Source organism: Iningainema tapete BLCC-T55, assembly GCF_014698965.1.
GTDB classification, from domain to species: domain Bacteria; phylum Cyanobacteriota; class Cyanobacteriia; order Cyanobacteriales; family Nostocaceae; genus Iningainema; species Iningainema tapete.
The window spans coordinates 51996-78470 of sequence record NZ_JACXAE010000099.1; the positions used below are offsets into that span (position 1 = coordinate 51996).

Consider the following 26475-nt stretch of genomic DNA (forward strand, 5'->3'; position numbering starts at 1 on the left):
TGGTTGTAATTAGCATTAATTGAGCTAATTACTCAGATATAATTGATTACACAGACTTTTTTCTGACTCCTGACTCCTGCCTTCACGAATAAATTTAATTTTGTCCGACTACTTAATGCATCTTCGCTCCCAAGTTCATCTACAACGATTTGCGTTAGTTGCTGGAACTTTGGTGCTACTGTTACCAATGCTAATCTACGGATGGTTGTGTTTCCTACGCCCACCGCGAACAGATCAACAGCAAGTGTTGTTTAATGGTATTGTGTATCGACGTGATGCCCGCTCTACACCTCGTCCAATGATGATTCATATTGTGACGATTGATTTAACTTCTCCAGGAGTAAAAGTGTTTGTTACTCCTAGTACCTCAAATCAGAGTAATAGTGGCACTATTGCTCGAACTACATCTGAATTTATACAAGAATTTAAGTTACAATTAGCAATTAACGCCAGCTATTTTTTTCCTTTTTCCGAAAAAACTCCTTGGGATTACTACCCTCATAGTGGTGATTATTCTACTCCGATAGGAGAGTCAATATCTAATAGTCATCGTTATACTAAAGAACCGAAAAAATGGCCTGTGTTATGTATCTCTGCCAGCAATATTGCCCAAATTTTAGATAGTGGCAGATGTCCTGAAGGTACAGTTCAAGGTATCACAAGTAATAAGATTTTATTATCTGGTGGTAAGCCACAAGTAGAAAAATCTCAATCTCAGCAAGATAAAAAACCCTACTCTCGTGTAGCAGCAGCGATTAATCGTCAGGGTACAATATTGTGGCTAATTGCTGTAGATGGTAAACAACCTTTATATAGTGCAGGAATCACAGACTCTGAATTAACTCAAATTGCTAAAGAATTAGGTGCTGATACAGCACTTAACTTGGATGGTGGTGGTTCAACTACACTAGTAATGGCAACAATTACAGGCTCAAGAGTGTTAAATGCTCCTATTCATACTAAAATTCCTTTACGGGAACGTCCAGTTGCTAATCACTTAGGATTTTATGCACTACCTGCTAGTAATCAATGATAACTTATCATGAGAAACCCGGTTTCTTGTAGAAACCGGGTTTCTGAAGTAAGCTGTATCTACCGGAGTTAGCCTGTGGCAAACCAATTTCGTAAATCGCGTCGATTTTTAGTGGTTCTTTTTCTAGTAAGTTTTACGTGCAGTTGGTACTTTGGGTTACAAATTTCTGCCACTGCTCAAATTCCCAATGCTAGTTACATCGTACAGCAAGGAGTTGAACGTTATCAGGCGGGAGATTTAACAGGGGCAATTGAAGTTTGGGAAACAGCTTTAAAAAGCTACCAACAAAATAACTCTGCTCAGGCAGCCATTGTTCGAGAAAATTTGGCGCGGGTACATCAACAATTAGGTAAACCATCTCAGGCGATTAGCTATTGGAATCAAGTTATTGCTTACTATCGGCAAGTGGGAAATTTGCAGCAGGTGGGGCGATCTCTTACTGAACAGGCTCAGGCATATAATAGTTTAGGGCAGACAAAAAGCGCGATCGCACTTTTATGTAATCCTGACTTTCACAATAATTGCCACACAAATAGTGCATTGCAAATTGCCCGTGCAACTTCTGACTCAATCGGTGAAGTCGCCGCTTTGGGAAGTTTGGGTGATGCGATGCGCTTAAGGGGTGATTATGAATCAGCAATCAAAAATCTGGACCCAAGTCTAGCACTTGCGAAGAAACTTAACAATTCTACTTTGCTCACCTCAGTCTTAAACAGTTTAGGCAATGCCCAGATTAGTCTTGCTTTAGTTAAATATCGTCAGGCAAATTCCGCTGTACAAAGAGGTGATAGTCAAGAAGCGGAAAAACTGCAAAAACGTGCCAAACTTGAAGATGATCTAGCTCTGTCCTACTTAAGTGAAAGTAGAAAAATTGCTCGTAGTCAGAAGGATATGGCTAGTGAGATGCGATCGCTCCTCGCCATTATTCCTATATATTACCGCAACAATGGAATTGATGCAGCCAGTAGCTTGCAACAGGCAACTAAATTGTTAGACACTTTACCAGATAGTCGAGGAAGAGTGTATGCTACTATAGAATTAGTAAGTTTACTGCAACCAAATAAAATTCTGACTCCAACAGAGTGTTTAGCACCGTCAGTGTTACCTCAAGCCGAGTCTCTACTCAATCAAGCCGTATCTGTGGCGCAACGCTTGCAAGATTATCGTGCAGAATCCTTTGCATTGGGAGAACTAGGACATATATATGAGTGTCGTAACAAATATCCCCAAGCCTTAGACATTACTAGTAGAGCTAAATTAGCAGCGCAACAAGACTTAAAAGCACAGGATAGTTTATATCTGTGGGAATGGCAAACTGGACGTATACTCAAAGCACAAGGAAAAACTAGTGAAGCAATTTCTGCCTATGAACAGGCAATTAATACCTTAGAAAGCATCCGCAGCGACATCTTAACAGCAAATCGAGACATTCAATTTGATTTTCGCGATACCATTGAACCAATTTATCGGGATTTAGTCGCGCTCAGACTTAATAATGAGCAACCAGTGCAAACGGCAAGCAAATCACTTATTTCTAAAAGCAAAGATAACTTTCGTTTCATCCTCAAAACCATTGATTCGCTGAAACTGGCAGAATTACAAAACTTTTTTGGCAACGATTGCATCATTACTGCTGTTCCTCAAGCTGTGGATACAACTAGCAATTCCACAACAGCTTTCCTCAACACGATTGTTTTGTCAGATAAAACTGCGGTAATATTAAGTCTTCCCAAGGGGGAAAGGAAGCTGAGTTGGATTTCTATCAACCGTCAAGAACTTGTCAACAAAATTAATGAATTCCGTCGGGGATTGGAAAGATTTCGAGATGATTACGACACAACATTAGCTCAAGAAATTTACAACTGGCTGATTCGTCCTTTTGCCAAAGACTTGTCTGGGATCAAAACATTAGTGTTTATCCAAGATGGAATTTTGCGCAGTGTACCAATGGCGGCACTTTATGATGGAGAGAAGAAGCAATATTTGATACAGCAGTATGCGATCGCCACAACACCCAGCCTCAACCTGACAGACACTCGTCCATTGAATCAAGAACGATTGCGAGTACTGGCATTAGGTTTAAGTCAAGCTGCAACTGTTGACGGTAAAACATTTCCCCCACTATCTAATGTTGACCAAGAAATTACTGAAGTTACGCAAAAGATGAAAGGTAAAAAGTTACTTAATCATGAGTTTACTATCTCCGGCTTAAAGAAAGAACTGTCTCAAACAGTTTACCCAGTTATCCACATTGCCACTCATGGCGAGTTTGGCAGTGAGCCGCAAGATACTTTTATTGTTACAGGTAATAACGAGAAACTTACCTTTACAGAACTAGAACGACAAATTCGTAGCGTTACCCGCAGTCAACTGGAATTATTAACTCTAACTGCCTGCGAAACAGCAGTGGGAGACGAGCGCTCTACACTTGGATTAGCAGGTGTTGCTGTACAGGCAGGCGCAAGAAGTGCTTTGGCATCTCTTTGGGCGATTAACGATGCTTCAACTGTACAAATTGTCACTGATTTCTACAGCAAATTGTTGAGTGAGCGCAACGTAACTAAAGCACAAGCATTGCAAGCTGCGCAAACAGCACTGATTGAGGATAAGCAGTATTCTCATCCTTATTATTGGTCTGGTTTTATTTTAATTGGGAATTGGCTGTAGAATAGCCTCACGCAAAGGCGCAAAGACGCAAAAGTTTTATTAGCGCCTTTGCGTCTTTGCGTGAGATTCAATTTCTGACATAGCTGCTAAACTCAAAAATCGCGATCGCGCTTTTGGGGTTGCTTGTACATTTGGAGAGCGTATACAATCTGGGTTATTTAATTCTTCCGCTATCCGCCTAGAACTGAAGTACATGGCGAGCGTGTCTGGAATGAAATTGCCCTCCTATACAATATACATCTACAGAAATATTCTTGAGTTATGCAATGCTTTCTAAATTTTTTGTCCATTTAGTTTTGTGAATTTTAGATATATCTGCCCTGGGGTTTTGCCAGGTTCAAAAGTGCCATTTGTTTGGAAGATGAAAATAAATGGCACTTTTGAAGCCTAGCTTTGAATACCGAAGGTTAAGAGGTAATTACACAAATACAAAAGAGCCTGATAAGCTGGTATCTGGACCTGAAACTAAAAGTCTGGCGCCGGATGATAGGTCAAACTGCACAATAGCAATTAGCTCTGGAACGATCTCTCTGGCAAATGTTCCTCCTCCGGACAAAAATATTGCTGTACCTGATGGTAAGCCCGCAGGAGAAAAACCTATAGTATAGTCATTCCCTGAACCAGCAACCTCAATTGTATCCTGCCCAATTCTAAAGTCAGTAATTAGAGCGTAGTCGCCAGTTCCCGAACTAAAAGGATTGCCGTCATTGTAAAAAACGGTTCGACTTCCGTTTACTATTCCCCCCAAGACGAATGTATCGCTACCAGCACCCCCAGTCAACGTATCAATCTCGCCACTGCCAAAGCCTGATACAATATTAACACCTATTAGGGTGTCATTGCCCTCAAGTCCTAATAGCGTATCATTGCCTCCAAGTCCTAATAGCGTATCATTTTGTGAAGTACCGGAGAGATTATTGTTTCCGTTTGTACCTATTATGGTTGCCATAGTTTTTACCTCTGAAGAGTGAGCGTCAAACCCAGGGGATTGTTAAACTTATCAATTCTTATCAATAGTTGAAAATCCACTTGAGCTAGACAAGTCAATCCTATGCTCCAAATGGGATTTAAATACTACACAAAAGTGCAAATTTTTTTTGAATTTATGGTAATAATTATCCTTGACACAAAGTTGAATGGAGTGCTGTTACTCTCAATCTCCATCTTTGTTGTTGACGCTTGAAACACAAGTAAAATCGTTGTTTTATGTGGTGATCGCGCTTTATAGGAGTACCTCTGACCGACTTAGTTGAGAGTTGATTTACAATTCTAATTTACAATTAATAGCACTTTTGTGCAATCAGTTTATTTTATTTTAGCTAGATAAAATTAAATTGATTGCTGTGCGGTCATAGATCTAATGAAATAACCATGAATAAAATATCTCATTTTTTTAATACCTAGCAAAAATTATTTTTTGTTTGTGTAGAGAAGTGATTAATCGCGTCTCTACTCGACTGGTTAATTTGCTGTTTGCAGTTGAGATGGGTGGGATTGTTAGGTTGTATTGGTGCGATCGCATATTTTCAGAAAGACTACTTACCCCCCAGATTGCGATTTGCATGGGGGGTTTTGTGTAAACCTTAGGCAGCTACAAAAAAGTCTGCGGTTCTGATGACATCAGTGCTATCTTGTACTACACCGATTAAGTCATTACCGAAGTAAATCCCTGTATCTAAAGCAGAAGATCCAATCAAGTTTTGACTACTAATAGTGTAGAAATTAATACTTCCAGAAACTTGAATGCGATCAATTCCAGGCTGCCAGTCGGTAATTGCAGCGTAGCCTGAACCTGTGTAGAAAATACCCGAGTTATCACCCAAGACGAAAATATCGGAACCAGCATTACCCACTAAGGTGTCAAATTCTATGCTACCACCACCAGCACCAATCAAGATATCGTCACCAGCACCACCAAACAAGGTATCGTCGCCAGTACCACCCCTCAAGATGTCGTTACCAGCACCACCACTCAATGAGTCGTTGCCAGCAAAACCATTAATAGTATCGTCTTCAGAGCTGCCGAAAATAACGTCACTGCCATTAGTACCGTTGTATATAGCCATGTGAAATTTCTCCTATGTTCAACGAAAAGTTTGATTTTTGCGTCATAATCACAAACTAAATTTTTTGTCAATTTAGTTTTGTGAATTTTAGATACATTTGCCTTGGAGTTTTGCTTGGTTCAGAAGTGCAATTTGTCTGGAAGATGAAAATAAATGGCACTTTTGAAACCTAACCTTGAAGACCCAAGGTTAAGAGGTGATGACACAAATACAAATTGAGTCAAGTTAACGGGATTGTTAAGCCTATCGATTCTCATCAATAGTTGAAAATCCACTTAAACTAAACAAGTCAATACTATGATCCCAATGAAATTTAAATACTATCCAAAAGTGCAAAGTTTTTTGAATTTATCATGCTAATTGTACTTGACAAAAAGTAGACAAAGTGTTGCTCGCAAATTAAACTTAAAGCGCTGATTTTGTTTAGTTATTGTCATCAGTTGCGGTTTTCTTGGACACTACAAATATGTCAAGAGTGCAAAGACGATTTGGGTTACAAATTAGTGCAATTTGTCAGAAATACTTCTGCCCTATCGACCGACTGTATTTTTATTTGTCTATATATAAATTCATTTTTTGTAAATAAAAATTTGTATTCATAATTACTAGTTCGCGATCGCAAACTGTAATTATGCAACTTGTGTAAAAAATATGGCGTGGGCACGAAGAGTACAGAACATTAAGGCGCTAATTTTGATCAACTTTTGTCTAACGTAGTGATTTATTAATTAATACAATGTAGTAACAATTTGCCCGTAACTATTCTACCTATGCCTAACATCTAACTGTAGATTTGGTGGCGATCGCCTATCAAGATCCTGAGCCTGTTACGCTGCACCAGATCCTATTGCCAATGCTCGTCGGACTGCTGCATCAGCATTGACAAAACCGCTACCATATACTGTATCGTATCCTGTTGCGCCTAAGTCATAAGCTGTCTGTGACAAAATTTGTTTAACTTGAGTAGCACTGAGGTTAGGATTGGCACTTAAAACTAAGGAGGCGACACCGGTTACATTTGGAGTAGCTGCGGAAGTTCCATTAAAGCCGTCAATACTAGGGTAATAGTCAAACACCGTTGCACCTGTTGATGAGCGATAAGCCCTAGTGCTAACTACTTCTGATGGTCCCATCAACGTTAAACCAGATCCATACTGGGAGTAAGGAATTCGTTGACCTGGTGTGGTAGTATAACCGTAGTCATCTGTGGCTCCCCAAGAAGCACCTACGGCAATCACATTACTGTATAACCCTGCTAGTGTTGCAGGATAGATCATACGATTCACACCTGCATTACCTGCGGCAATCAAAAACAGGACGTTGGGATTATTAGCAACAAGTCGCTCTAATTCAGGATTAAAACCAGTTTGACCAAATGTGTTGAAATCAGTCAAACCCAAACTCATATTAATTATCAGGCGCTGTCCGTTTTGGTTAGCCTCGGCAATCAACTCTCGTGTGGCTTGAGCTAAAGTTAGATCGTTTGTGTCACCACCCAAAGCATCAATGTTAAAAACAGGAGAATTCCAATTGATGCCACTCATCCCATTGCCATTGTTGCTGATGGCGGCAATAATGCCTTGAACAGCAGTACCATGGGAGGGTTTAACGTTACTGGTGGACTCATCAATGTAGTTGTTAGGTAAAATAGTTGCAGTTCTTAAATCATCGTGAATATAACCGAATCTATCAATTGCCAAGCCTGTGTCTTGAATTCCCAGCAACACATTATTTGAGCCAGTCGTGAACCGCCAAGCATTGTGAACCCCCATCATGTGCAGGTTCCATTGTCGCCCAAATAACGGATCGTTTGGTATGACTGATAAATTAAGCGTAGTGTCAGCAAACTGAATCTGATCGATTCCTTCAAAAAGAATTTGACTGCCGTCATTTAAAGTGATAGCGTCAAATATACGAGTTCCATTACCAGTGTTGTAAGGTAATCCGCCTAAGGAATTAGCTGCACTATTAAATGTGACTGTACTGGAGTTAATATTGGACAGATTTAGCACATCTCGCGCTCCTGTACCAAAGTCCACATTACCATTACCAGAAATTACTGTGAGATTAAAGCCTGATTGAAATGTAAATGCATTTGCATCTAGGGTTCCCGATACGATACGTGTATTGTTAACTATAGGTGTGGCTGACAGTCCCAAACGGTAGGTAGTAGAGCTAGTACTGTATTGATAAACCCTTACGTAGTAAGTTCCTGCTGCCAAAGTACCGTCTATAGTCTCATATTTATTACCACTATTGTCAGAGAGACTAATACGTGTCCCGAATGCATCCAACAACTCTACATCTGCATCCGCACTCAAACCATTTAAGGACAAGTTGAAGCTGCTGTAACTTGGTAAGTAAAAGCTGTATATATCAATGGGATCGGTATAATAGCTAACAAAGTCAGTGACAGTCTGGAGACTAGTCAAGTTGCCAATATTATATGCAGTGCTGAAGACACTACCAGGATCTGTTGCAACCAGGGGGCTATATTCTAGTGAAGATGGGCTATCAGTAGCATCAATGAAGCTGCTAATTTGCAGAAAGTCGCCATAATCGGCACTCGAACCAGAAAATTCTCTAATTGGCAGTAGTTCGTCATTTATTCCTTTTCCTGACGAGAATCCTGTTAATGAGTAATCCAGATTTGTAATTAGGTTCGATTGTCTTTCCAAATTAGAATAGTCTAACATCTGCTTTTTCCTCGCTAGAGTTGCAATATTTATGTAAGTGAATTTAGAAAATGTATTTTTTAATCAAATAAATGGTTTTTTCAATGTGATGAATTACTAAAAAATAGTCTCAGACCAAGACTAATTTTTACATTGAGTACTCTTAATTAATTGCTCTTTAATTAACACAATAAAAAGTGGCTCAAAGAATTTGTTACCCTTTTGTGTCAATTCAATTGCTTCTTTAGGAAAAACTAATTGCACAAAAGTGCAATATTAAATTTTCGCTAAAAAGAGAAAATATTATTGTTATATAATGCATTTTGATAGAAAAATTCAGGTATGTATTGGGTGCATCAGATGACACAAAGAAAGTGGTTCGGTTTGTGTTGGCAGTATACATGGGTAGGTGTGATCGCCACTGTCGTGTCACAGACATTCGCCTACGTTAGCCCCGCTCTTGCCCAAAGTAACATTGTGCCAGATAACACACTCGGTGCAGAGTCTTCTGTTGTCATACCCAACGCTTTTGGATTGCCACTAGAAGTAATTACAGGTGGGGCGGTACGTGGGGCAAACTTGTTCCACAGTTTTCAGGAATTTAATGTCGATGCAGGAAGATCAGTCTATTTCAATGCAGATACTGGTATCCAAAATATTCTGGCACGGGTAACAGGTACTAACCGCTCAGAAATTTTCGGAACTCTGGGTACTATTGGTAATGCTGCCAACTTGTTTTTGATTAACCCCAACGGGATTATTTTTGGACCAAATGCTAGTTTGGATGTGAGGGGTTCGTTTGTTGCATCCACTGCCAATGCGATTAAATTTGGGGAGCAAGAATTTTTCAGCGCTACTAATCCAACAAGCAATGCACCCTTATTAACAGTTAATCCATCAGCATTGTTCTTTAACCAAATAGCTGCACCAATCCAAAATAACTCACTAGCCCCAGCAGGAATAGATCCAGCAGGATTTCAAGCAGTTGGTTTACGTGTACCGGATGGTAAGAGTTTACTGCTGATGGGTGGTAATATCAACATGGATAGAGGTCAACTCAATGCTTATGGTGGTCGAGTTGAATTAGGAGGATTGGCTGATTCTGGGACAGTAGCGCTCAATGTGGATGGTAATAACTTAAGCGCTAGTTTTCCAACGGAAAGTACCTTCGCTAATGTATCACTGACTAATGGTGCTGGTGTGTATGTAGAAGCATCGGGAGGCGGTAGCATTATGGTCAACGCTGGGAATTTAGACATTAGGAACAGAAGTTTTCTCAGCGCTGGTATTGGACAAGGTTTAGGAACAGTTGGCACAGTGGCGGGCGATATTGTGCTGAATGCAAAAGGGGAAATCAGAGTTGTTGATCCCGGGAGCATAGTTAACAACAGTGTGGGTTTGGGGTCAAAAGGTAATGGGGGTAACATTACGATTAATTCTGGTTCATTTTCGTTACAAAATGGCGCTCTACTTCAAGCCATAACTTCAGGACAAGGGAATGCAGGGAATGTGACAGTGCGTGCAACAGATGCAGTGTCCCTGGCAGATGGTCGTATCTTCAGTACGGTGTTAGCAGGTGGTGTCGGTAAAGGAGGTGATATCAACATCAATGCGGCAACCCTATCACTCATTGATGGCGCTACACTGATAACTGCTATTCGTAGGGCATCTGCTTTCGGTCCTGCCGGACGAGGGGATGCGGGGAATGTGAATGTGAATGTGAGTGGCGCTGTGAATATTGCTGGGGTGAAAAATGGTTTTAGTGGGATTTCCAGCTCCGTGGAAAGGGGGACAGTTGGTAATGCGGGTAACATTACGATCAATTCTGGTTCCTTTTCGTTACGCGATGGCGCTGAACTTCAAACCTCAACAGAGGGACAAGGGAATGCAGGGAATATCAAAGTGCGTGCAACAGATTCTGTTTCCCTGGCAAATAATGCTCTTATTCTCAGCACGGTGGAAGCAGGTGGTGTCGGTAAAGGAGGTGATATCGATATCAATGCGGCAACCCTATCACTCACTGATAGCGCTGTGCTAACCCTTACTCGTAGGGCATCTGCTCTCGGTTCTGCCGGACGGGGGGATGCGGGGAATGTGAATGTGAATGTGAGTGGCGCTGTGAATATTGCTGAGAGGAAAAATGGTCCCAAAAAAGGGATTGGCAGCTCCGTAGAAACGGGGACAGTTGGTAATGCGGGTAACATTACGATCAATTCTGGTTCCTTCAAGTTACTCAATGGCGCTCGACTGGAAGCCTCAACTTCAGGACAAGGGAATGCAGGGAATGTAACAATACGTGCAACAGATGCTGTGTCTGTTGCAGATGCTGCTATCTTCAGCACGGTGGAAGCAGGAGGTGTTGGCAAAGGAGGTGATATCGATATCAGTGGGGCAACCTTATCACTCATTGATGGCGCTCAACTGCAAACTGCTACTCTTAGTGCATTTGCACTCGGTCCTGCCGGAAGGGGGAATGCGGGGAATGTGAATGTGAATGTGAGTGGCGCTGTGAATATTGCTGGAGAGAAAAATGGTATAAGCAGTGAGATTCTCAGCTCCGTAGAAACGGGAACAGTTGGTAATGGGGGTAACATTACCATCAATTCTGGTTCCTTCAAGTTACTCGATGGCGCTCGATTGGAAGCCTCAACCCAAGGACAAGGGAATGCAGGGAATATCAAAGTGCGTGCAACAGATGCTGTGTCTGTTGCAGATGCTCGCATCTCCAGCACGGTGTTAGCAGGTGGTGTCGGTAAAGGAGGTGATATCGATATCAGTGGGGCAACCCTATCACTCATTGATGGCGCTCAACTGCTAACCCTTACTAATAGTGCATCTGCAATCAGTCCTGCCGGAAGGGGGGATGCGGGGAATGTGAATGTGAATGTGAGTGGCGCTGTGAATATTGCTGGGGGGAAAAATGGTTTTAGTGTGATTTCCAGCTCCGTGGAGCCGGGAACATTTGGTAATGGGGGTAACATTACGATCAATTCTAGTTCTTTCTCATTAAGCGATGGTGTTCGACTTCAAACCTCAACAATTGGACAAGGGAATGCAGGGAATGTGACAGTGCGAGCAAAAGATTCTGTTTTCCTGGCAAATGATGCTGTTATTCTCAGCACGGTGGAAGCAGGAGGTGTTGGTAAAGGAGGTGATATCAATATCAATGCGGCAACCCTATCACTCACTGATAGCGCTGTGCTAACCCTTACTCGCAGGGCATCTGCTCTCGGTTCTGCCGGAAGGGGGGATGCGGGGAATGTGAATGTGAATGTGAGTGGCGCTGTGAATATTGCTGAGGGGAAAAATGATTTCAAAAAAGGGATTGCCAGCTCCGTAGAAACGGGAACAGTTGGTAATGGGGGTAACATTACCATCAATTCTGGTTCCTTCAAGTTACTCGATGGCGCTCGACTGGAAGCCTCAACATTTGGACAAGGGAAAGCAGGGAATGTAACAATACGTGCAACAGATGCTGTGTCTGTCGCAGATGCTCGCATCTTCAGCACGGTGGAAGCAGGAGGTGTTGGTAAAGGAGGTGATATCGATATCAGTGGGGCAACCTTATCACTCATTGATGGCGCTCAACTGCTAAGTGCTACTCTTAGTGCATCTGCACTCGGTCCTGCCGGAAGGGGGGATGCGGGGAATGTGAATGTAAATGTAAGTGGCGCTGTGAATATTGCTGGAGAGAAAAATGGTATAAGCAGTGGGATTCTGAGTTCCGTAGAAACGGGGACAGTTGGTAATGGAGGTAACATTACTATCGATTCTGGTTCTTTCTCATTACGCGATGGTGCTAGACTTCAAACCTCAACTTCAGGACAAGGGAATGCAGGGAATGTGACAGTGCGGACACCTCTTGGTACTGTTTCCCTTGCAGATGCTCGCATTTTCAGCACAGTAGCAGCAGGAGGAGTAGGTAAAGGAGGTGATATCAATATCAATGCGGCAACCCTAACACTCATTGATAGCGCTCAACTGCTAAGTGCTACTCGTGGTGCCTTTGATACCGAGCCTCCCGGAAAGGGGGATGCGGGAAATGTGAATTTGAACGTGACTGGCACTGTTTCCCTTGCTGGGGAGAAAAATGGTTTTCCCAGTAAGATTAGCAGTATTGTGGAGCCGGGAACAGTTGGTAATGGGGGTAACATTACGATCAATTCTGGTTCCTTCTCGTTACGAGATGGTGCTCTAATTGAAGCTTCAACTTTAGGACAAGGGAATGCAGGCACAATTAAAGTTAACGCTGCTGCGAAAGTTAATATTTCAGGCAATAGTTCAAACTTTAACAGTGGCTTGTTCGTTAACTCCCAAAGTACAATTGGTATAGCAGGAGACATTATCCTCACCGCACCTCAAATTCTCCTCGACAATACCGCAACCATCAACGCCGAATCTGCATTGGGTAACGGTGGCAACATCAACTTACAAACTGATTTACTCCTTCTGCGTCGTGGCGCTCAAATCTCTACCACTGCAGGTACGGCACAAGCAGGTGGTGATGGTGGCAATATCACCATCAATGCTCCCAATGGCTTCATCGTTGCTAGAGCAAAGGAAAATAGCGACATCACTGCTAATGCTTATACTGGCATTGGTGGCACAGTCCAAATCAACGCTCTTGGTATCTACGGTACTCAATTTCGCGCCACACAAACTCCACTGACAAGCGATATCACTGCTAGTTCTACCTTGGGGGTGGCTGGAGAAGTTAATATTAATACACCTGATACTGACCCTGTGCAAAACAGCCTGACCCAACTACCTGAAAATATTATTGATGCTAACGCGCTGATTGCCAATAGTTGCATAGCTCGACGCCACAATCAATCTAGTGGTACTTTCTTGATTACAGGTAATGGTGGTTTACCAGAGCGTCCCGGCGATGCTCCCGTTTCTCCTTATCCGACTGGAACAATCCGCTCTATATCAAGTGTTGGTGAGACAGCTAAACCAAGCACTTCAACTAGCTTTAGCCGTGGGAAGAAAAATCTACAGCCGATTTTTGAAGCGCTTGGTATTTATCGACTAGCAAATGGCAATTTGGTGCTGAGTCGAGAGTGTCCTTAAACTTGCAGGTAGCTTGTAGGCAGCTGAGGCGCTTTAAAACTTTTTCTGCCCTCGTTCCCAGCTTCTACATCCCCCGTTCCCATGCTCTGCATGGGAACGAGATCTCTAATAACTACCTACTTTGATAGTGTTAGCAACGCTAGGAACTCCCTGACTATCTAGAGCAAAGAGCATATAGTAGCCTGGAGGTGCAACACCTGCATTAGCAGGAATTTCTAAGTTGTAACTGTTGGTTCCTGCTGTAGTAAAAGTTACAGGAATTCGCCTTTGGTCATTGTTAACCGAGTGGGTAACTGATGAAAAGCGTATTAGAGAAAAATTGCTGATTGCCCTGTTAGTAGTCACCTCAATTGTGCTCCCATAAACTGCTGTACTAGGAGCTGTATTTATTGTTGGTTGATCTGCTAGTGTGCCATCTGAATTAAATAAATAAGGAGGACTGTAGATTTGTGCATCAAAATGATTTACGTCACACTTTCCACATAAACCGCCACCACCAGAAAATACTCGACCATCAGCAAGCAGCAGGGCAACACTATGATAGGTGCGGGGAACTAGCAGGGAAGCTAAGCTAGACCAAGTTTCACTGATGGGATTCCAAAGTTCTGGAACCAGAATGGCATTTTGATCGGAGAAAGTAACAGGGTTGGGCATACCACCGATGACGATTATTTGACCGTTTGGTAGCACAACACTATTGTGGAAACCACGAGCATATTGCATGGGCGCAACTTTGCGCACAGTAACATCGTTATTAATATCAATCACATAGGCACGGTTGTTGGCTGGATACCCCAAGCTGTAAGCCTCTGCCCCCCCTGCTTTCAGTATCTTACCAATATCGTACATTGCTGCAGTGCCGTTCATACTGTAGGTGTCATCTCCACGATTACCTGTAGAGGTAACACTACCTAAGCCGGAAGTTGTAAACCAGTTCATCTGGGGACTTGGTCCAGCATGAAAAACTCTCCCATTTGAAGCGGCAAACAACCAAGCATGATTGTCCCCACGATACACACCTTCGGGGTCTTTACCAATGATTGGATCAACCAGAGCATTGTCTAGGCGTAACCAACCTAAGTCATCTTGCCATACCTCACCATTCTTAGCGATAGTTGTTTCTTTCCAAGAGCCACCGATGGTAAACACACGACTATCGGACAGGGTGACATTGGATTGATAAGCTCTAGGAATGTTCATTGTTTGAGTACTTTGCCAGCTATCAGTGAAGGGATTGTAAATCGTGGTAGCAGAATCGTCGGAGCCACCAGCTATTAAAATGCGACCATCAGCAAGATGAGATGTACCTGGGCAGAACATTTCGTGCTTAGTTGAGAAAATTAGGGTGTCGGTTGCTTCTTTAGTGATAGGGTCAAATATGCTGGTCCAAGTCTGTGGGTTAAACCCGATTGTATAATCCGTTCTATTGGATGCAGACCACAATAAGACTTTTCCATCTGGAAGTGTAGCGGCAGCTGCTGGAATCAGAGGTAGGTCGATAATACTACTCCATTGTCCTTGTGTAGCTGGATTTTCTTCGTTGGTTTGTCCTAATACGAAAAGGTTTAAATTGACAATAAAACTGAAACCTAAAGTTAATAACACAGTAGCTGCAAACACAAGTACATTTTTTGGAAAAATGCATCTTAATTTATGCCAAGCTGATAAAAGTTTTGATTTCATAATTTTCTTGGGAAATAATACACATTCCTTAACACTGCCAACGAAAAAGTCTCCTTTTGCCGTTGACAGTTTCTCAGTTCAAAGGTCGTTGATTATTAAGGTAAGAGCATCTCAATTCGTCTGGACACACATTTACTTCTCTATACGCAAAGAGTGCATCCGTTATGCATAACCTCAGTTTTGTTTATCAAACTTTATCTACAGATGAAATTAATGCTGCTCCAAAAATTTGTAATTCGGAAAAAAATTCATCCAATGAATTCATTATAATATAATGTACAGAACAACTTATAATCTTAATATTTATTAATGAAAAAAATAATGTCAAATAGAACACTCTCGGCATCGTAGTGTATTCAACTTCTGAGTCAATTTAATCGCAGGTTGAGCTGCCAGTGCCACCAAACAAGGCATCGTTGCCATCATAACCATATAAGGCATCGTTACCACCATAACCATATATGTCATCGTTACCTGAAGTTCCGTTGATAACATCCCTGCCACTAGTACCGGAAAAAATAGCCATGTGAATTCTCTCCGATTATTAAGGTATTTTCTCAGATAAAAAATGGAAGAGTACTATGTGAATAAATGTTTAATACCATTGCAGTTGAATCGACCATTTCTGACCTTGGTTGCGCTCTCGTAAATTGCGCTTGATTAATACAATAAACAGTTGCTCGAAAAATTTGTTATCCTTTTGTGTCAATTGCATTGCTTCAAAATCACAAAGTGATTGCACTTTTATGCAAGATAAAATTTACGCTAATAAAAGAAATTAATCTTGTTCTATACTGTCTTCTAATAACAGCAGGACAAGGGAATGCAGGGAACGTCACAGTGCGTGTACAAGATGCTGTTTCCCTGGCAGATGGTCGTATCTTCGGCACCAAGATTAACACCTATTAAGGTGTCATTGCCCCCAAGTCCTGATAGCGTATCATTGCCTCCAAGTCCTAAGATCGTATCACTTTGTGAAGTACCGGAGAGATTATTGTTTCCGCTTGTACCTATTATGGTTGCCATAGTTTTTACATCTGCTTGTGAGCGTCAAACCCAGGGGATTGTTAAACTTATAAATTCTTATCAATAGTTGAAAATCCACTAGAGCTAGACAAGTCAATCCTATGCTCAAAATGGGATTTAAATACTACCCAAAAGTGCAAAGTTTTTTTTTAATTTATGGTAAGAATTATCCTTGACATAAAGTTGAATGGAGTGCTGTTACTCTCAATATTCATAGTTGTTGCTGACACCTGAAACACAGGTAAAACGTTGTATTATATAGCGCTCGCGCTCAGGTAGAAGAACCGAGACTTGGCTTTATAGATAGTTAATTTATTATTTTAATTTACAATTAATTAACTTCTGTGCAATCATTTTATTTTAATATATCAACAGAAAATTATAGCAGTAGTTTTATTAACTTATAGTCAAGAGTCGTCAACCGTGTCCAATGTAGAGACGCCCCGGTGGGGCGTCTCTCCACAAGGATCATGATTTTTAAAAATTCACCCCTTCATAAATTAATACCCCATACTAGCAATCTGCTCCAATTGCAAAGCCTGTTGCTGCAAACTCTTCTTCAAACCATATTCAGAAGTCGTAGCAGCCGAAGCTTCTAACTTACTCAATTGCGTCAGGAACTTTAAACTAGAAGCTTTGTTGTTGCGATCGCCTAACGTTAAAGATATTGCATCATACCATAAACCAGCTTCAGCATATAGTTCTGCTTGTTTTAATGGTTCCTTTGTTTGCGCCAGAGCATTTGTCACTGGAGGTGGCATTGCCACAACTTCGATGACAGCAGCTGCTACCAAATCTTGCGAAGGACGATTTGGGTTACATAAAAGTGCGATTTGCCAAAGATACTTCTGCCCAATCGAAAGACGATAATTTTCTTTGGCAAGCGATAATTGCATTATTCCTGAAGAACTTTGCAAATTAATCTTCTTCAGAAATTTGCCCTTACCACTTGTGCCATACTCATAAAGACTAAACTCCATTAAATGGCTTTCAACATCAGGCACAAACCAAGCAAATGTAGGTTGAGTAGAAACAGTTTGCCCAAAATGACTTAGTGGAGCAAGTGCCGTCAAGGTTGTCCGAGCAGTACCACTACATCCATAACCTCTGGTACTTCTGGTACTAGTTGAGCCAGTAGCAGTTTTCGGACGAGAAGGCTTTGCTGGTGGCTTGTAGGCAGCTTCGGCTGTGGTTGCAATTGCCAGGGATATAATGACAATACAACTAAGTAGCAGTTTTTGTAAATAAAATTTTGTACTCATAATTACTAGTTCGCTATCACAAACTGTAATTATGCAATTTTTACAAAAAATGCAATTACGAAATTCCACCCTCTGCCTTTGTTTGTATGAATATTTACAAAAATTAACTTACGGAATCGATATATTCTCTAGCTGCCTTGTCTGGGATCAAAACAATTTGTTCGAGCCACGGGTAGTTTTTCTCTTCGAGGGTAGAAATTACTTCGTCTAAATCTATGACTTGAATATCCGCTGCTTTTAATTGCGGCTTAACTTGGTTTAAAAGATTCTGTGCATCTTGCTTGCTAAAAAATAGCGGAATCAATTCCTGCTGTTGTAATTCCACTGTGATTGGTACATAACCTTGATTGGGAGCAAATCTCACAGCAAACAGAGGCACGCTCTTAAACTCCTGCACCTGTTGCCCACTAGCACGTAGCAATTCCATTGCATTTTCTACTTCCCGTTGCACAGGCTGGAACGCAAATAATAGTCGATTTGCCTGGTTGAGTGTTTGTTGGATTTGTTGATAAATTACCCCCAATGGCACTGACGTTACTCGCATACTTTTGATCAATTCTGTCACGTTTGGGTCGTTGTCTTCCAATTTCTGCAATTCGCTTACCTTAGCTTGAGCATCCTCTTGACTCATATATACGCTAGTAACAAAACTACCTTTTGCCTGCTGATTTTGAGCCTCAGATAAGCAAAGACTAAGTGGCAAACCTTGTGAATTTGTAATTAAAAATATTGGTACTGCGTTCAGTTTGTCAATGACTTGTTTTTTTGGCACTGCAAATACTGGAGTATTTGGGTTAAAGACGCTAAAGAGTAAGGGAATCCCAGCTAAACCTAACATGACAGCCCAACTAACTAATGATTTCATACCTTGTCTCACCGTCTACGTAGGCTAAAACCCTATTCAGCCCACACAGGTGGGCTTTGTTTGTATAGATACACCCTGATACGATGTCGCATTTTGTGTTGAAGTGATAGCAACTATTGTTGTTTAAACAAATAAGAAGTCTCTGGAAATGCTGACGTTAGTTGTATCTTGCACAACACCAATCAAATCATTGTTATAGTAGATTGCCGTATCGAGAAGGGAAGAACCTTCCCAGTATTCATAGCTCAACCTGTATTGCCCGAATCCATTAAAAACTTGAATGTAATCTTCGCTGGCATTCCAGTCTTTAATTGTAGCGTAGCCTAAACCTAAGTAAGAAACACCAAAGACGGAGTCACCCAAGACGAAAGTATCTGAACCAGTACCACCAAACAAGTCGTCATATTCTGTACCACCGCCATAGCCATCTAGGTAGTCACCACCACCAAAACCATATAGAGAGTCACTACCACCAAAACCATATATGGAGTCGTTAAAAGAGCTTCCATAAAGAACATCGCTGCCACTAGTACCGGAATAGATAGCCATGTGAATTTTCTCCAATTGTTGAGGTATTGTAGAAGATAAAAAATGAAAGAATGCGTAATGAATCACTACTTAAAAACCTGTTGTAAGGCAGGTAGGAATAATGATCTCCTAATTTAGCAATGCCTCATTATTTATCTTGATTGCGCTTGCTAATCGGCGCTTGATTAATACAATAAAAAGTTGCGCAAAAAATTTGTTACCTTTTTGTGTCGATCGCATTGCTTTTTTAGGAATAACTGATTGCACTTTTGTGCAACACAAAATTTACCATAACCAAAGAAAATATTCTTGCTTTATACTGCACTTTAATTGCAGATTCCAATATAGGGTGTAGGAGATGATACAAGAGTACAAATTCGGTAGATGTTGGCAGTATACATGGGTAGGTGCGATCGCCTGCACGCTCTATCAAACATTCGCTTTCACTACCCCTGTTTTAGCCCAAAGCAACATTGTGCCAGATAACACACTCGGTATCGAGTCTTCTGTTGTCACACCCAACGCGCTCGGATTGCCACGGGAAGAAATAACAGGTGGAGCGATAAGGGGAGCAAACTTGTTCCACAGTTTTCAGGAATTCAATGTCGATGCCGGACGCTCAGTATATTTCCTTAGTCCTGATGCTAGTATTCAAAACATTCTCACACGAGTAACAGGTACTAACGCTAGCCAAATTTTCGGCACATTGGGTACAGTTGGTAATGCTAACTTGTTTTTGATCAATCCCAACGGAATCATTTTTGGTCCGAATGCCGCATTGAATGTCGGTGGCTCATTTGTTGGTACAACAGCCAGTGCATTTCAATTTGGTAATTTCGGTAATTTCAGTGCTGATGCCCCAAATGCACCTTCTCCATTACTAACCATCAATCCATCGGCTTTACTATTCAACCAACTCTCACCAGCTTCAATTACAAATCAGTCAACAGCATCGGCAGGACTCGATCCGATTGGTAATGAAGTGACAGGTTTGAGAGTGCCAGATGGTCGGAGTTTACTGCTAGTCGGCGGCAATGTCAACTTAGATGGTGGTAATCTTAGAGCATATGAAGGTCGGATTGAGTTAGCCGGATTAGCAACACCAGGAAGTTTTGGGCTAGATGTAGCGGGTAATACTTTTAAGTTGAGTGTTCCAGAAGGAGTACCGAGAGCAGATGTATCCCTGACTAATGGGGCAGAAGTTAATGTCCGTGGAGCTAATGGTGGTAGTATTGCCATTAATGCTCAAAACCTAAGTTTGGCGGGAGAAAGTAAAGTACGTGCCGGGATAGATACAGGATTGGGTACACCGCAAAGCAAAGCGGGAAACATCGATATTAATGCCACTCTGGCAACAACCTTAACTGATGACAGCTTTATTGGCAATGTTCCCCAACCAACATCTATTGGTAATGGTGGCGATATCAACATGACTACAGGTTCGCTCTCGCTGATCAATGGCAGCTATTTAAATACTAACAATTTTGGGCAAGGGGATGGTGGTAACATCAATCTGAATGTTAGTGGTGCGCTAGCCTTAACTGGATTGGGTAAAACCGGAGCCAGTGCCATCTTGAGCAGTGTCGAATCGCAAGCTGTAGGTAAAGGAGGTAGTATCAATATTACTGCAGGCTCGGTTTCCTTAGCTGATAGCGCTCAATTAATTGCCAACATGAAAGGACTTGGAGATGCAGGCAGGATATTTGTGCAGGCATCGGGCGCTATATCTTTAGCTAATAGCGATATCTACAACAATTTGGGACGGAGTGCAGTAGGCAACAGTGGCGGTATTTTCATTACCGCAGAGTCGCTTTCCCTCACTGATGGCGCTCAACTGCAATCTAGTATTTTAGGCGCAAACGCTTCAGAACCAGGCGGACGTGGCAATGCGGGAGGTGTAAATATTAATGTAGGCACGAGCATCACTTTGGCAGGAGTGAATCAAAATGGCTCTTCCAGTGGCATTTTCACTGATGTAGAAGCAGGAGCGGTGGGCAATGGTGGCGATATTAACATCAACGCTAAATCTTTGTCTTTAACTGATGATGCTATTTTGAATGCTAGCACCAATGGGCAAGGGGATGCAGCCAGAGTGTTTGTGCAGGCATCGGGCGCTGTGTCTATAGATAATAGCAACATCTACAACAATGTGGGAGCGAGTGCAGTAGGCAATAGCGGCGGTATTTTAATTACAGCCGAGTCACTCTCCCTTACAGATGGCGCTCAACTGCAATCTAGTATTTTGGGTGCAACCGCTTCAGAACTAGGTGGACGTGGCAATCCGGGAGGTGTGAATATTAATGTCAGCGATCGCGTCACTTTGGCTGGAGTGAATCAAAACGGATTTTTCAGTGGCATTTTCACCAAACTAGAAGCAGGAGCAGAGGGTAATGGTGGCGATATTAACATCAACGCTAGGTCTTTGTCTTTAACTGATGGCGCTGTTTTGGATACCAGAACTTCAGGAAAAGGAAATGGGGGTAATATTATTATTAATGCTCGCGATCGCGTTGACTTGGATGGTAAAAGCGACAGCTATGCAAACACTAGTGTACAACTAGGGGCAGTAGGCAAAGCCGGAGACATCCGGGTAACAACAGGCACTCTCTCACTAACCAATGGAGCCTTTCTCACTAGCAGCACTCTCGGAAACGGGGATGGAGGTAATATCACAATTGATGCCCGCGATACTATTAGTTTTGATGGTAGTTCTGCTCAAAGCTATGTGTTTGATGGCGGTGTGGGTAAAGGAGGAGACATCCGAGTCACAACTGGGACGCTCTCATTGATTAATGGCGCTCAACTAGTCACCAACGTTTCTGGGCGAGGTGAAGCAGGTAATATCACCATTGATGCCCGCGACACAGTTAATATAGATGGCGTAGTGGGCAATGCAATTAGTGGTGTGCAAAGCAGCTTGCTTGGAGGTGTAGGCAAAGGAGGAGACATCAGGCTGACAACTGGTTCCCTTGCAGTACAAAACGGCGCTGCACTGTCTACCGACACAGATGGACGAGGAAATGCAGGCAATATCACCTTAAATGCTCGTGATACCATCATCTTTGAGGGCGTAGGCAGCGAAAATGGTCTCCTGAGCAATGCCGGAAGTGAAGTAGGAAGTAATGGCATAGGTAGTGGTGGAAATATCCGCGTGAATGCTAGGGCACTATTCTTAAAAAATGGTGGTCAACTCAATGCTAATAGCTTCGGGCAGGGCAATGCTGGTAGTATCACAATTGATGCCGATGTCGTTGCCTTTGAAGGCTTTGGCACTTATGGACTTCAGAGTTCAGTCCAAACTTTGGGAGATAATGGCAATGGAGGAGATATCTTTGTCACTACACACACTCTCTCATTGACGAATGGTGGTGCGTTGAATACCTTTGCGAGGGGGAATGCGGGTAATATTACTATTAATGCCCGTGATCACATAACCATTGATGGTGTGGTCAGCAGCAATGGACGCTCTAGTGGTGCTTTCTCATCATTATGGGAAGGTAAGGGAAAGGGAGGAGATATCTTTGTGACAACAGGTTCGCTTTCCCTTACCAATGGCGCTCAACTTGCGTCCAATACCCTTGGGCAAGGCAATGCAGGTAATATTACTATCAATGCCCGTGATGCCATTACTTTGAACGGCACTGGTAGCAATGGATCTTCTAGCGGTCTTTTCAGTGGGGTAGCATCTACTGGCGTGGGCAAGGGTGGAGACATCCGGGTAACAACAGGTTCTCTGACAGTAAGCAATGGCGCTGGACTATCTGCCAGCACCTTTGGGCAAGGTAATGGTGGTAAGATCACTATTGATGCCCGCGATCGCGTAACGTTTGATGGTGTTGGCAGCAACCAAAATTCTAGTGGCGCATACAGTACACTAGAATCAACTGCCGTAGGCGATGCTGGAAATATCAAAGTTACAACTGGATCTTTGTTTTTGAACAACGGTGCTCAATTCAGTGCTGGTACTTTTGGTTCAGGAAAAGCAGGCGATATCACTATTGATGCCCGTAATGCCATTACCTTGAACGGCACTGGCAGTAATGGACGCTCCAGCGGTATTTTTAGCGTAGTAGGATCTACTGGTGTGGGTAAGGGTGGAGATATCCTAGTAACAACAGGTTATTTCACAGTAAGCGATGGCGCTTACCTTGCTGCCAGCACCTCTGGGCAAGGTAATGGCGGCAACATCACTATCAATGCTCGCGATATTGTGAGGTTTGATGGTGTTGGCAGCAATCAAACTCACACTGGGGCTTACAGCACAGTAGAATCAACTGCTGTAGGCAATGCCGGAAGCATCAACGTTACAACTGGATCTTTGTATTTAAACAATGGTGCTCTAATAAATGCTACCACAGTTGGTTCAGGAAAAGCAGGCGATATCACTATTGATGCCCGTGATGCAATTACCTTGAACGGTACTGGCAGCAATGGAAGCTTTAGCGGTCTTTTCAGCACAGTAGGATCTACTGGTGTGGGTAAGGGGGGAGACATCCGAGTAAAATCAGGAACACTGTCGTTATCCAATAATGCTTTCATCAATGCCAGTACTAGTGGAAGAGCAGATGCAGGTAATATCTCAGTGAAGGTAGATGATGCTGTAACATTGACCAACTCCAGTCAAATTAGAACTACTGTAGAATCTGGAGGTGTGGGCAAAGCTGGTGACATTGACATAATTGCTCGTTCTCTTTTTGTAGCAGATGGCTCTCAAATCCAGTCAGTCCTTTTTCGTCCCATAGGAATTTTACCTGCAGCGCAAGGGCGTGGGGGAAATATTCGCGTCACCACAACTGATTCTATCACTCTTTCTGGTATAGGTTCTACAGGATTTTCTAGTGCATTGGTGACTAGTACGGATAGAGAAACAACCGGAAATGCAGGTAATATTACGGTAACAACAAGAAATTTTCGAGTAGTGGATGCTGCTAATGTAGCCGCTGGTAGTTCAGGTTTTGGCGACGGGGGCAACATTACAATTAATGCCAGTTCCTTTGCAGCGCTCAATGGCGGACAAGTGCTAACTAATACTCGTGGAAGTGGGAAAGCTGGAACTATCACCCTGAATGTCAAAGATACCTTGACTTTAGCAGGAAGTGACCCAAACTTTACTCAACGCCTTGCCCAAGTTGAACAGCGCTTACGCCAACCAGGACAAACAGACCAGTTAAGTGATGTTATTAATAATCAAGGTCCTACCAGTGGTATCTTCGCTAACACTGCTCCTGGTTCTACGGGACTTGGAGGAAGCATATTCATTGCTCCCCGTCAAGTCTCTATTAGAGATGGGGCAAAGATCTCAGTGAATAGTGATGGTACAGGCAATGCGGGGAATATCACCATACTTGCAGATATTCTCACCCTGGACAATGGAGCGGAGATTTCTGCGCAAACAACTAGCAGCCAAGGTGGTAATATTAACTTGCAATTAGGGGAACTCTTACTGTTGCGACGTGGTAGTCAAATTTCCACCAATGCTGGTACTGCTCAAAAAGGTGGTGATGGCGGCAATATTAATATCAACTCCAAATTTATCATTGCTGTGCCACAAGAAAATAGTGACATCACTGCTAACGCTTACACAGGTACTGGTGGGAATATTCAGATTAATAGTGATATCTTCGGCATTGAGTCGCGCCCACAGTCAACAGATTTGAGTGACATCACTGCCAGTTCGACCTTGGGTGTGGCAGGTGCAGTCAATATTAATACACCAAACACTGAAGCTGTGCAAAATGGCCTTACCCAGCTACCGTCCAATATTATTGATGCTAACGCGCTAATTGCTAATAGTTGCATAGCTAAGCGCAACAATCAATCTAGTGGTATTTTCTTAATTACAGGCAATGGTGGTTTAGCTGAGCGTCCTGGTGATACGCCCCTTTTTCCTTATCCTACGGAAACCATCCGCTCAATCTCAACTGGTGAGTTAGTTGGGACTAATTCAAAACGCAGCAGCCCACAAAAAATCACCGCTCCAATTGTCGAAGCCCAAGGTATTTATCGATTGGCAAATGGAGAGCTTGTACTCTCTCGAGAGTGTCCTTAATTTATTTTCAACTCTTCAACACTTCTAAACATTCTCTAACCAAGCGTGCAAATCAGCCAAACTGTGAAAATCTAACAGTGCTTCGCTCAAATCTTCGAGTACAGCCAATGGTAAACCAGAAATTCGCCCAACTATTTCATCTGAGAGTTTCTGCCCAATGCGCTTTGTAATTTGTCGAATCACCAGGTTAGCTGCTTCTTCGAGTCGTCCTTCTTCTTTAATTTCCTGATACACTCGCGTTTGCTGTAATGTGATCCCTAGCATAGACTCTACCTCCCTTTGGCTCAATTGTGTAAATTTGTACATTATAATTGTCGTAACCATCTCTATTATGGCGCGACTTGCGGTTGATGGTACTTCCCGACTGGTTCTGGTTAACAAATGCCTTGCTTGTTCTGCTGCAAAATCTTCTTCTACGGTAGTTAGTACCATCAGTGCCACCCATAACGGTAAAGAGCGAATATCGCCCAACTCATCTAAATACACCCGATGCACTTGGTTGCCATTGAGTAGGGTTCGATGAGGATGAACATCACTTTGTTCGATACTGCGCGTTGGGTAAATGATTACTGCTTGCCAGTCGCTAAATCTTGGGCGGTTGCGATAGAAATATAACGAGGATTCGGCAAATAACCTTTCGTAAAGTTGTTCGTCTTTTTGGAATTGCACCTCACAGAAATATACTACTCCGGCACCTTCGTTTTCTGGTGGTAGAAATACCCCGTCAATCTCAAATTTCGGTTCTTTGACAGCTACCGAATCAAATCGGTAGGCATCTGCATTTGCGGGCGGATTTGTCAACAGTTCAAATAGCAGTGTGGGCGATTGTTGAAACAGTTTGTAAAAAATCGAATCTCGGCGCATGGAGTAGTCAAGCTAAATTTATTTGTTAGCCTCACGCAAAAGCGCAAAAAAACTTTGTGCTCCTGATGTGTGAGATTTTGCTACTGTAATTCAGTAATGCTACCAGATCAATTGATCTGCGGCTGAGCAGATTTAGTGCAATATTAAATTTGTGCTCACCAAAGAAAATATTCTTGTTTTATACTGCATTCTCATGAAACAATCTAAGTATATGTTGGGAGCAACAGATGGGACAAAGATGCTCTTTGAGTTTGGAATGGGTAGGTGCGTTCGCCTCCGGCACTGCGAAGAGCGCAATCACCCTGAGCGCAGCGTCCCGTTACAAAAGCGTCTCCAACTGGAGCTGGGAAGGTGTTGGTTTGGCGATCGCCATTTAACTAAGTAATAAAATACTGGGATTAGCCAGGATATAATGGAGTAAATCAGACAATTACTCCATTCCCAAATGTATATCACTCCAACTGAAGCTCAACAACGTTATGGCTATCATCCCAAAACCTTGAGTAGGTGGGCAGACGATGGAAAGATTAAAAGCATTAAATCCCCTGGTGGTCATCGTCGCTACCTTGTTGAATCCATTGAAAAAGTGGTTTCAGCAATTGACGATAGGTAACTTTTCACTTCCCCCTAAAAACAAGAGTCAAGAAACAGCAGGAATAGAAGGTGGAGAAAAGCCCTTACGAC

Annotated in this window: 17 protein-coding genes; 6 read left to right on the forward strand and 11 right to left on the reverse strand. The window is 42.4% G+C overall.

Annotated features, from left to right (window positions below; genetic code table 11):
• Positions 1 to 115 precede the first annotated feature (115 nt).
• Both ICL16_RS33860 and ICL16_RS33865 read left to right on the forward strand, forming a co-directional pair.
• A complete protein-coding gene (locus ICL16_RS33860) occupies positions 116 to 1033 on the forward strand; it encodes a phosphodiester glycosidase family protein (RefSeq protein ID WP_190835995.1) in 918 nt (305 codons plus the stop codon).
• Positions 1034 to 1108: 75 nt separating this feature from the next.
• Complete coding sequence (locus ICL16_RS33865) at positions 1109 to 3700, forward strand: CHAT domain-containing protein (RefSeq protein ID WP_190835976.1); 2592 nt, start codon at positions 1109 to 1111, stop codon at positions 3698 to 3700.
• A 39-nt stretch (positions 3701 to 3739) separates the two neighbouring features.
• On the opposite strand, the gene ICL16_RS33870 is transcribed toward ICL16_RS33865, so the two are convergent.
• The 4 genes from ICL16_RS33870 to ICL16_RS33885 all read right to left on the reverse strand — a co-directional run bounded on the left by ICL16_RS33870 (position 3740) and on the right by ICL16_RS33885 (position 8462).
• Positions 3740 to 3895 carry a hypothetical protein gene (locus tag ICL16_RS33870; protein WP_190835977.1) on the reverse strand — a complete coding sequence of 52 codons (156 nt, stop codon included), beginning with the start codon at positions 3893 to 3895 and terminating at the stop codon, positions 3740 to 3742.
• Between the two features lie 223 nt (positions 3896 to 4118).
• Complete coding sequence (locus tag ICL16_RS33875) at positions 4119 to 4649, reverse strand: calcium-binding protein (protein ID WP_190835978.1); 531 nt, start codon at positions 4647 to 4649, stop codon at positions 4119 to 4121.
• Positions 4650 to 5283: 634 nt separating this feature from the next.
• The gene (locus tag ICL16_RS33880) at positions 5284 to 5766 is read right to left on the reverse strand and encodes a calcium-binding protein (protein WP_190835979.1); all 483 of its coding nucleotides are present in this window, start codon (positions 5764 to 5766) and stop codon (positions 5284 to 5286) included.
• An 827-nt stretch (positions 5767 to 6593) separates the two neighbouring features.
• Positions 6594 to 8462: a S8 family serine peptidase gene (locus ICL16_RS33885; RefSeq protein ID WP_190835980.1), complete on the reverse strand. Its 1869-nt coding sequence runs from the start codon at positions 8460 to 8462 to the stop codon at positions 6594 to 6596.
• A 339-nt stretch (positions 8463 to 8801) separates the two neighbouring features.
• On the opposite strand from ICL16_RS33885, the gene ICL16_RS33890 reads away from it, so the two are divergent.
• Entirely contained in the window at positions 8802 to 13514 is a 4713-nt protein-coding gene (locus ICL16_RS33890; protein ID WP_190835981.1) for a beta strand repeat-containing protein, read from the forward strand.
• 105 nt (positions 13515 to 13619) lie between these two features.
• Here the strand turns inward: ICL16_RS33890 and ICL16_RS33895 are convergent, their stop codons facing one another.
• The 6 genes from ICL16_RS33895 to ICL16_RS33920 all read right to left on the reverse strand — a co-directional run bounded on the left by ICL16_RS33895 (position 13620) and on the right by ICL16_RS33920 (position 18899).
• Positions 13620 to 15197: a galactose oxidase early set domain-containing protein gene (locus ICL16_RS33895; RefSeq protein WP_190835982.1), complete on the reverse strand. Its 1578-nt coding sequence runs from the start codon at positions 15195 to 15197 to the stop codon at positions 13620 to 13622.
• A gap of 373 nt (positions 15198 to 15570) precedes the next feature.
• Positions 15571 to 15723, reverse strand: coding sequence for a calcium-binding protein (locus tag ICL16_RS33900; RefSeq protein ID WP_190835983.1), 153 nt, complete (start codon positions 15721 to 15723; stop codon positions 15571 to 15573).
• Positions 15724 to 15998: 275 nt separating this feature from the next.
• Entirely contained in the window at positions 15999 to 16223 is a 225-nt protein-coding gene (locus ICL16_RS33905) for a hypothetical protein (protein ID WP_190835984.1), read from the reverse strand.
• 500 nt (positions 16224 to 16723) lie between these two features.
• Complete coding sequence (locus ICL16_RS33910; RefSeq protein WP_190835985.1) at positions 16724 to 17485, reverse strand: DUF928 domain-containing protein; 762 nt, start codon at positions 17483 to 17485, stop codon at positions 16724 to 16726.
• Positions 17486 to 17588: 103 nt separating this feature from the next.
• Positions 17589 to 18350, reverse strand: coding sequence for a Tic22 family protein (locus tag ICL16_RS33915; RefSeq protein WP_190835986.1), 762 nt, complete (start codon positions 18348 to 18350; stop codon positions 17589 to 17591).
• Between the two features lie 123 nt (positions 18351 to 18473).
• The gene (locus ICL16_RS33920; RefSeq protein WP_190835987.1) at positions 18474 to 18899 is read right to left on the reverse strand and encodes a calcium-binding protein; all 426 of its coding nucleotides are present in this window, start codon (positions 18897 to 18899) and stop codon (positions 18474 to 18476) included.
• Between the two features lie 337 nt (positions 18900 to 19236).
• Here ICL16_RS33920 and ICL16_RS33925 point away from each other — a divergent pair, with 337 nt between their 5' ends.
• Entirely contained in the window at positions 19237 to 24927 is a 5691-nt protein-coding gene (locus ICL16_RS33925) for a beta strand repeat-containing protein (protein WP_190835988.1), read from the forward strand.
• Positions 24928 to 24951: 24 nt separating this feature from the next.
• Here ICL16_RS33925 and ICL16_RS33930 read toward each other — a convergent pair whose 3' ends face one another.
• The gene (locus ICL16_RS33930; RefSeq protein ID WP_190835989.1) at positions 24952 to 25791 is read right to left on the reverse strand and encodes an Rpn family recombination-promoting nuclease/putative transposase; all 840 of its coding nucleotides are present in this window, start codon (positions 25789 to 25791) and stop codon (positions 24952 to 24954) included.
• A gap of 227 nt (positions 25792 to 26018) precedes the next feature.
• Here ICL16_RS33930 and ICL16_RS33935 point away from each other — a divergent pair, with 227 nt between their 5' ends.
• Both ICL16_RS33935 and ICL16_RS33940 read left to right on the forward strand, forming a co-directional pair.
• Positions 26019 to 26168, forward strand: a complete 150-nt coding sequence (locus ICL16_RS33935) for a hypothetical protein (RefSeq protein ID WP_190835990.1) — start codon at positions 26019 to 26021, stop codon at positions 26166 to 26168.
• Between the two features lie 68 nt (positions 26169 to 26236).
• A complete protein-coding gene (locus tag ICL16_RS33940) occupies positions 26237 to 26404 on the forward strand; it encodes a helix-turn-helix domain-containing protein (protein WP_202895850.1) in 168 nt (55 codons plus the stop codon).
• Positions 26405 to 26475: the final 71 nt, after the last annotated feature.

Bases quoted from the DNA above. Each gene is read 5' to 3' on its own strand.
- ICL16_RS33900 (WP_190835983.1), bottom strand. From the start codon at position 15,723: ATGGCTATTTTTTCCGGTACTAGTGGCAGGGATGTTATCAACGGAACT.
- ICL16_RS33895 (WP_190835982.1), bottom strand. From the start codon at position 15,197: ATGAAATCAAAACTTTTATCAGCTTGGCATAAATTAAGATGCATTTTT.
- ICL16_RS33870 (WP_190835977.1), bottom strand. From the start codon at position 3,895: ATGTACTTCAGTTCTAGGCGGATAGCGGAAGAATTAAATAACCCAGAT.
- ICL16_RS33880 (WP_190835979.1), bottom strand. From the start codon at position 5,766: ATGGCTATATACAACGGTACTAATGGCAGTGACGTTATTTTCGGCAGC.
- ICL16_RS33905 (WP_190835984.1), bottom strand. From the start codon at position 16,223: ATGGCAACCATAATAGGTACAAGCGGAAACAATAATCTCTCCGGTACT.
- ICL16_RS33930 (WP_190835989.1), bottom strand. From the start codon at position 25,791: ATGCGCCGAGATTCGATTTTTTACAAACTGTTTCAACAATCGCCCACA.
- ICL16_RS33935 (WP_190835990.1), top strand. From the start codon at position 26,019: ATGGGACAAAGATGCTCTTTGAGTTTGGAATGGGTAGGTGCGTTCGCC.
- ICL16_RS33925 (WP_190835988.1), top strand. From the start codon at position 19,237: ATGATACAAGAGTACAAATTCGGTAGATGTTGGCAGTATACATGGGTA.
- ICL16_RS33910 (WP_190835985.1), bottom strand. From the start codon at position 17,485: ATGAGTACAAAATTTTATTTACAAAAACTGCTACTTAGTTGTATTGTC.
- ICL16_RS33890 (WP_190835981.1), top strand. From the start codon at position 8,802: ATGACACAAAGAAAGTGGTTCGGTTTGTGTTGGCAGTATACATGGGTA.
- ICL16_RS33920 (WP_190835987.1), bottom strand. From the start codon at position 18,899: ATGGCTATCTATTCCGGTACTAGTGGCAGCGATGTTCTTTATGGAAGC.
- ICL16_RS33940 (WP_202895850.1), top strand. From the start codon at position 26,237: ATGTATATCACTCCAACTGAAGCTCAACAACGTTATGGCTATCATCCC.
- ICL16_RS33875 (WP_190835978.1), bottom strand. From the start codon at position 4,649: ATGGCAACCATAATAGGTACAAACGGAAACAATAATCTCTCCGGTACT.
- ICL16_RS33885 (WP_190835980.1), bottom strand. From the start codon at position 8,462: ATGTTAGACTATTCTAATTTGGAAAGACAATCGAACCTAATTACAAAT.
- ICL16_RS33915 (WP_190835986.1), bottom strand. From the start codon at position 18,350: ATGAAATCATTAGTTAGTTGGGCTGTCATGTTAGGTTTAGCTGGGATT.
- ICL16_RS33860 (WP_190835995.1), top strand. From the start codon at position 116: ATGCATCTTCGCTCCCAAGTTCATCTACAACGATTTGCGTTAGTTGCT.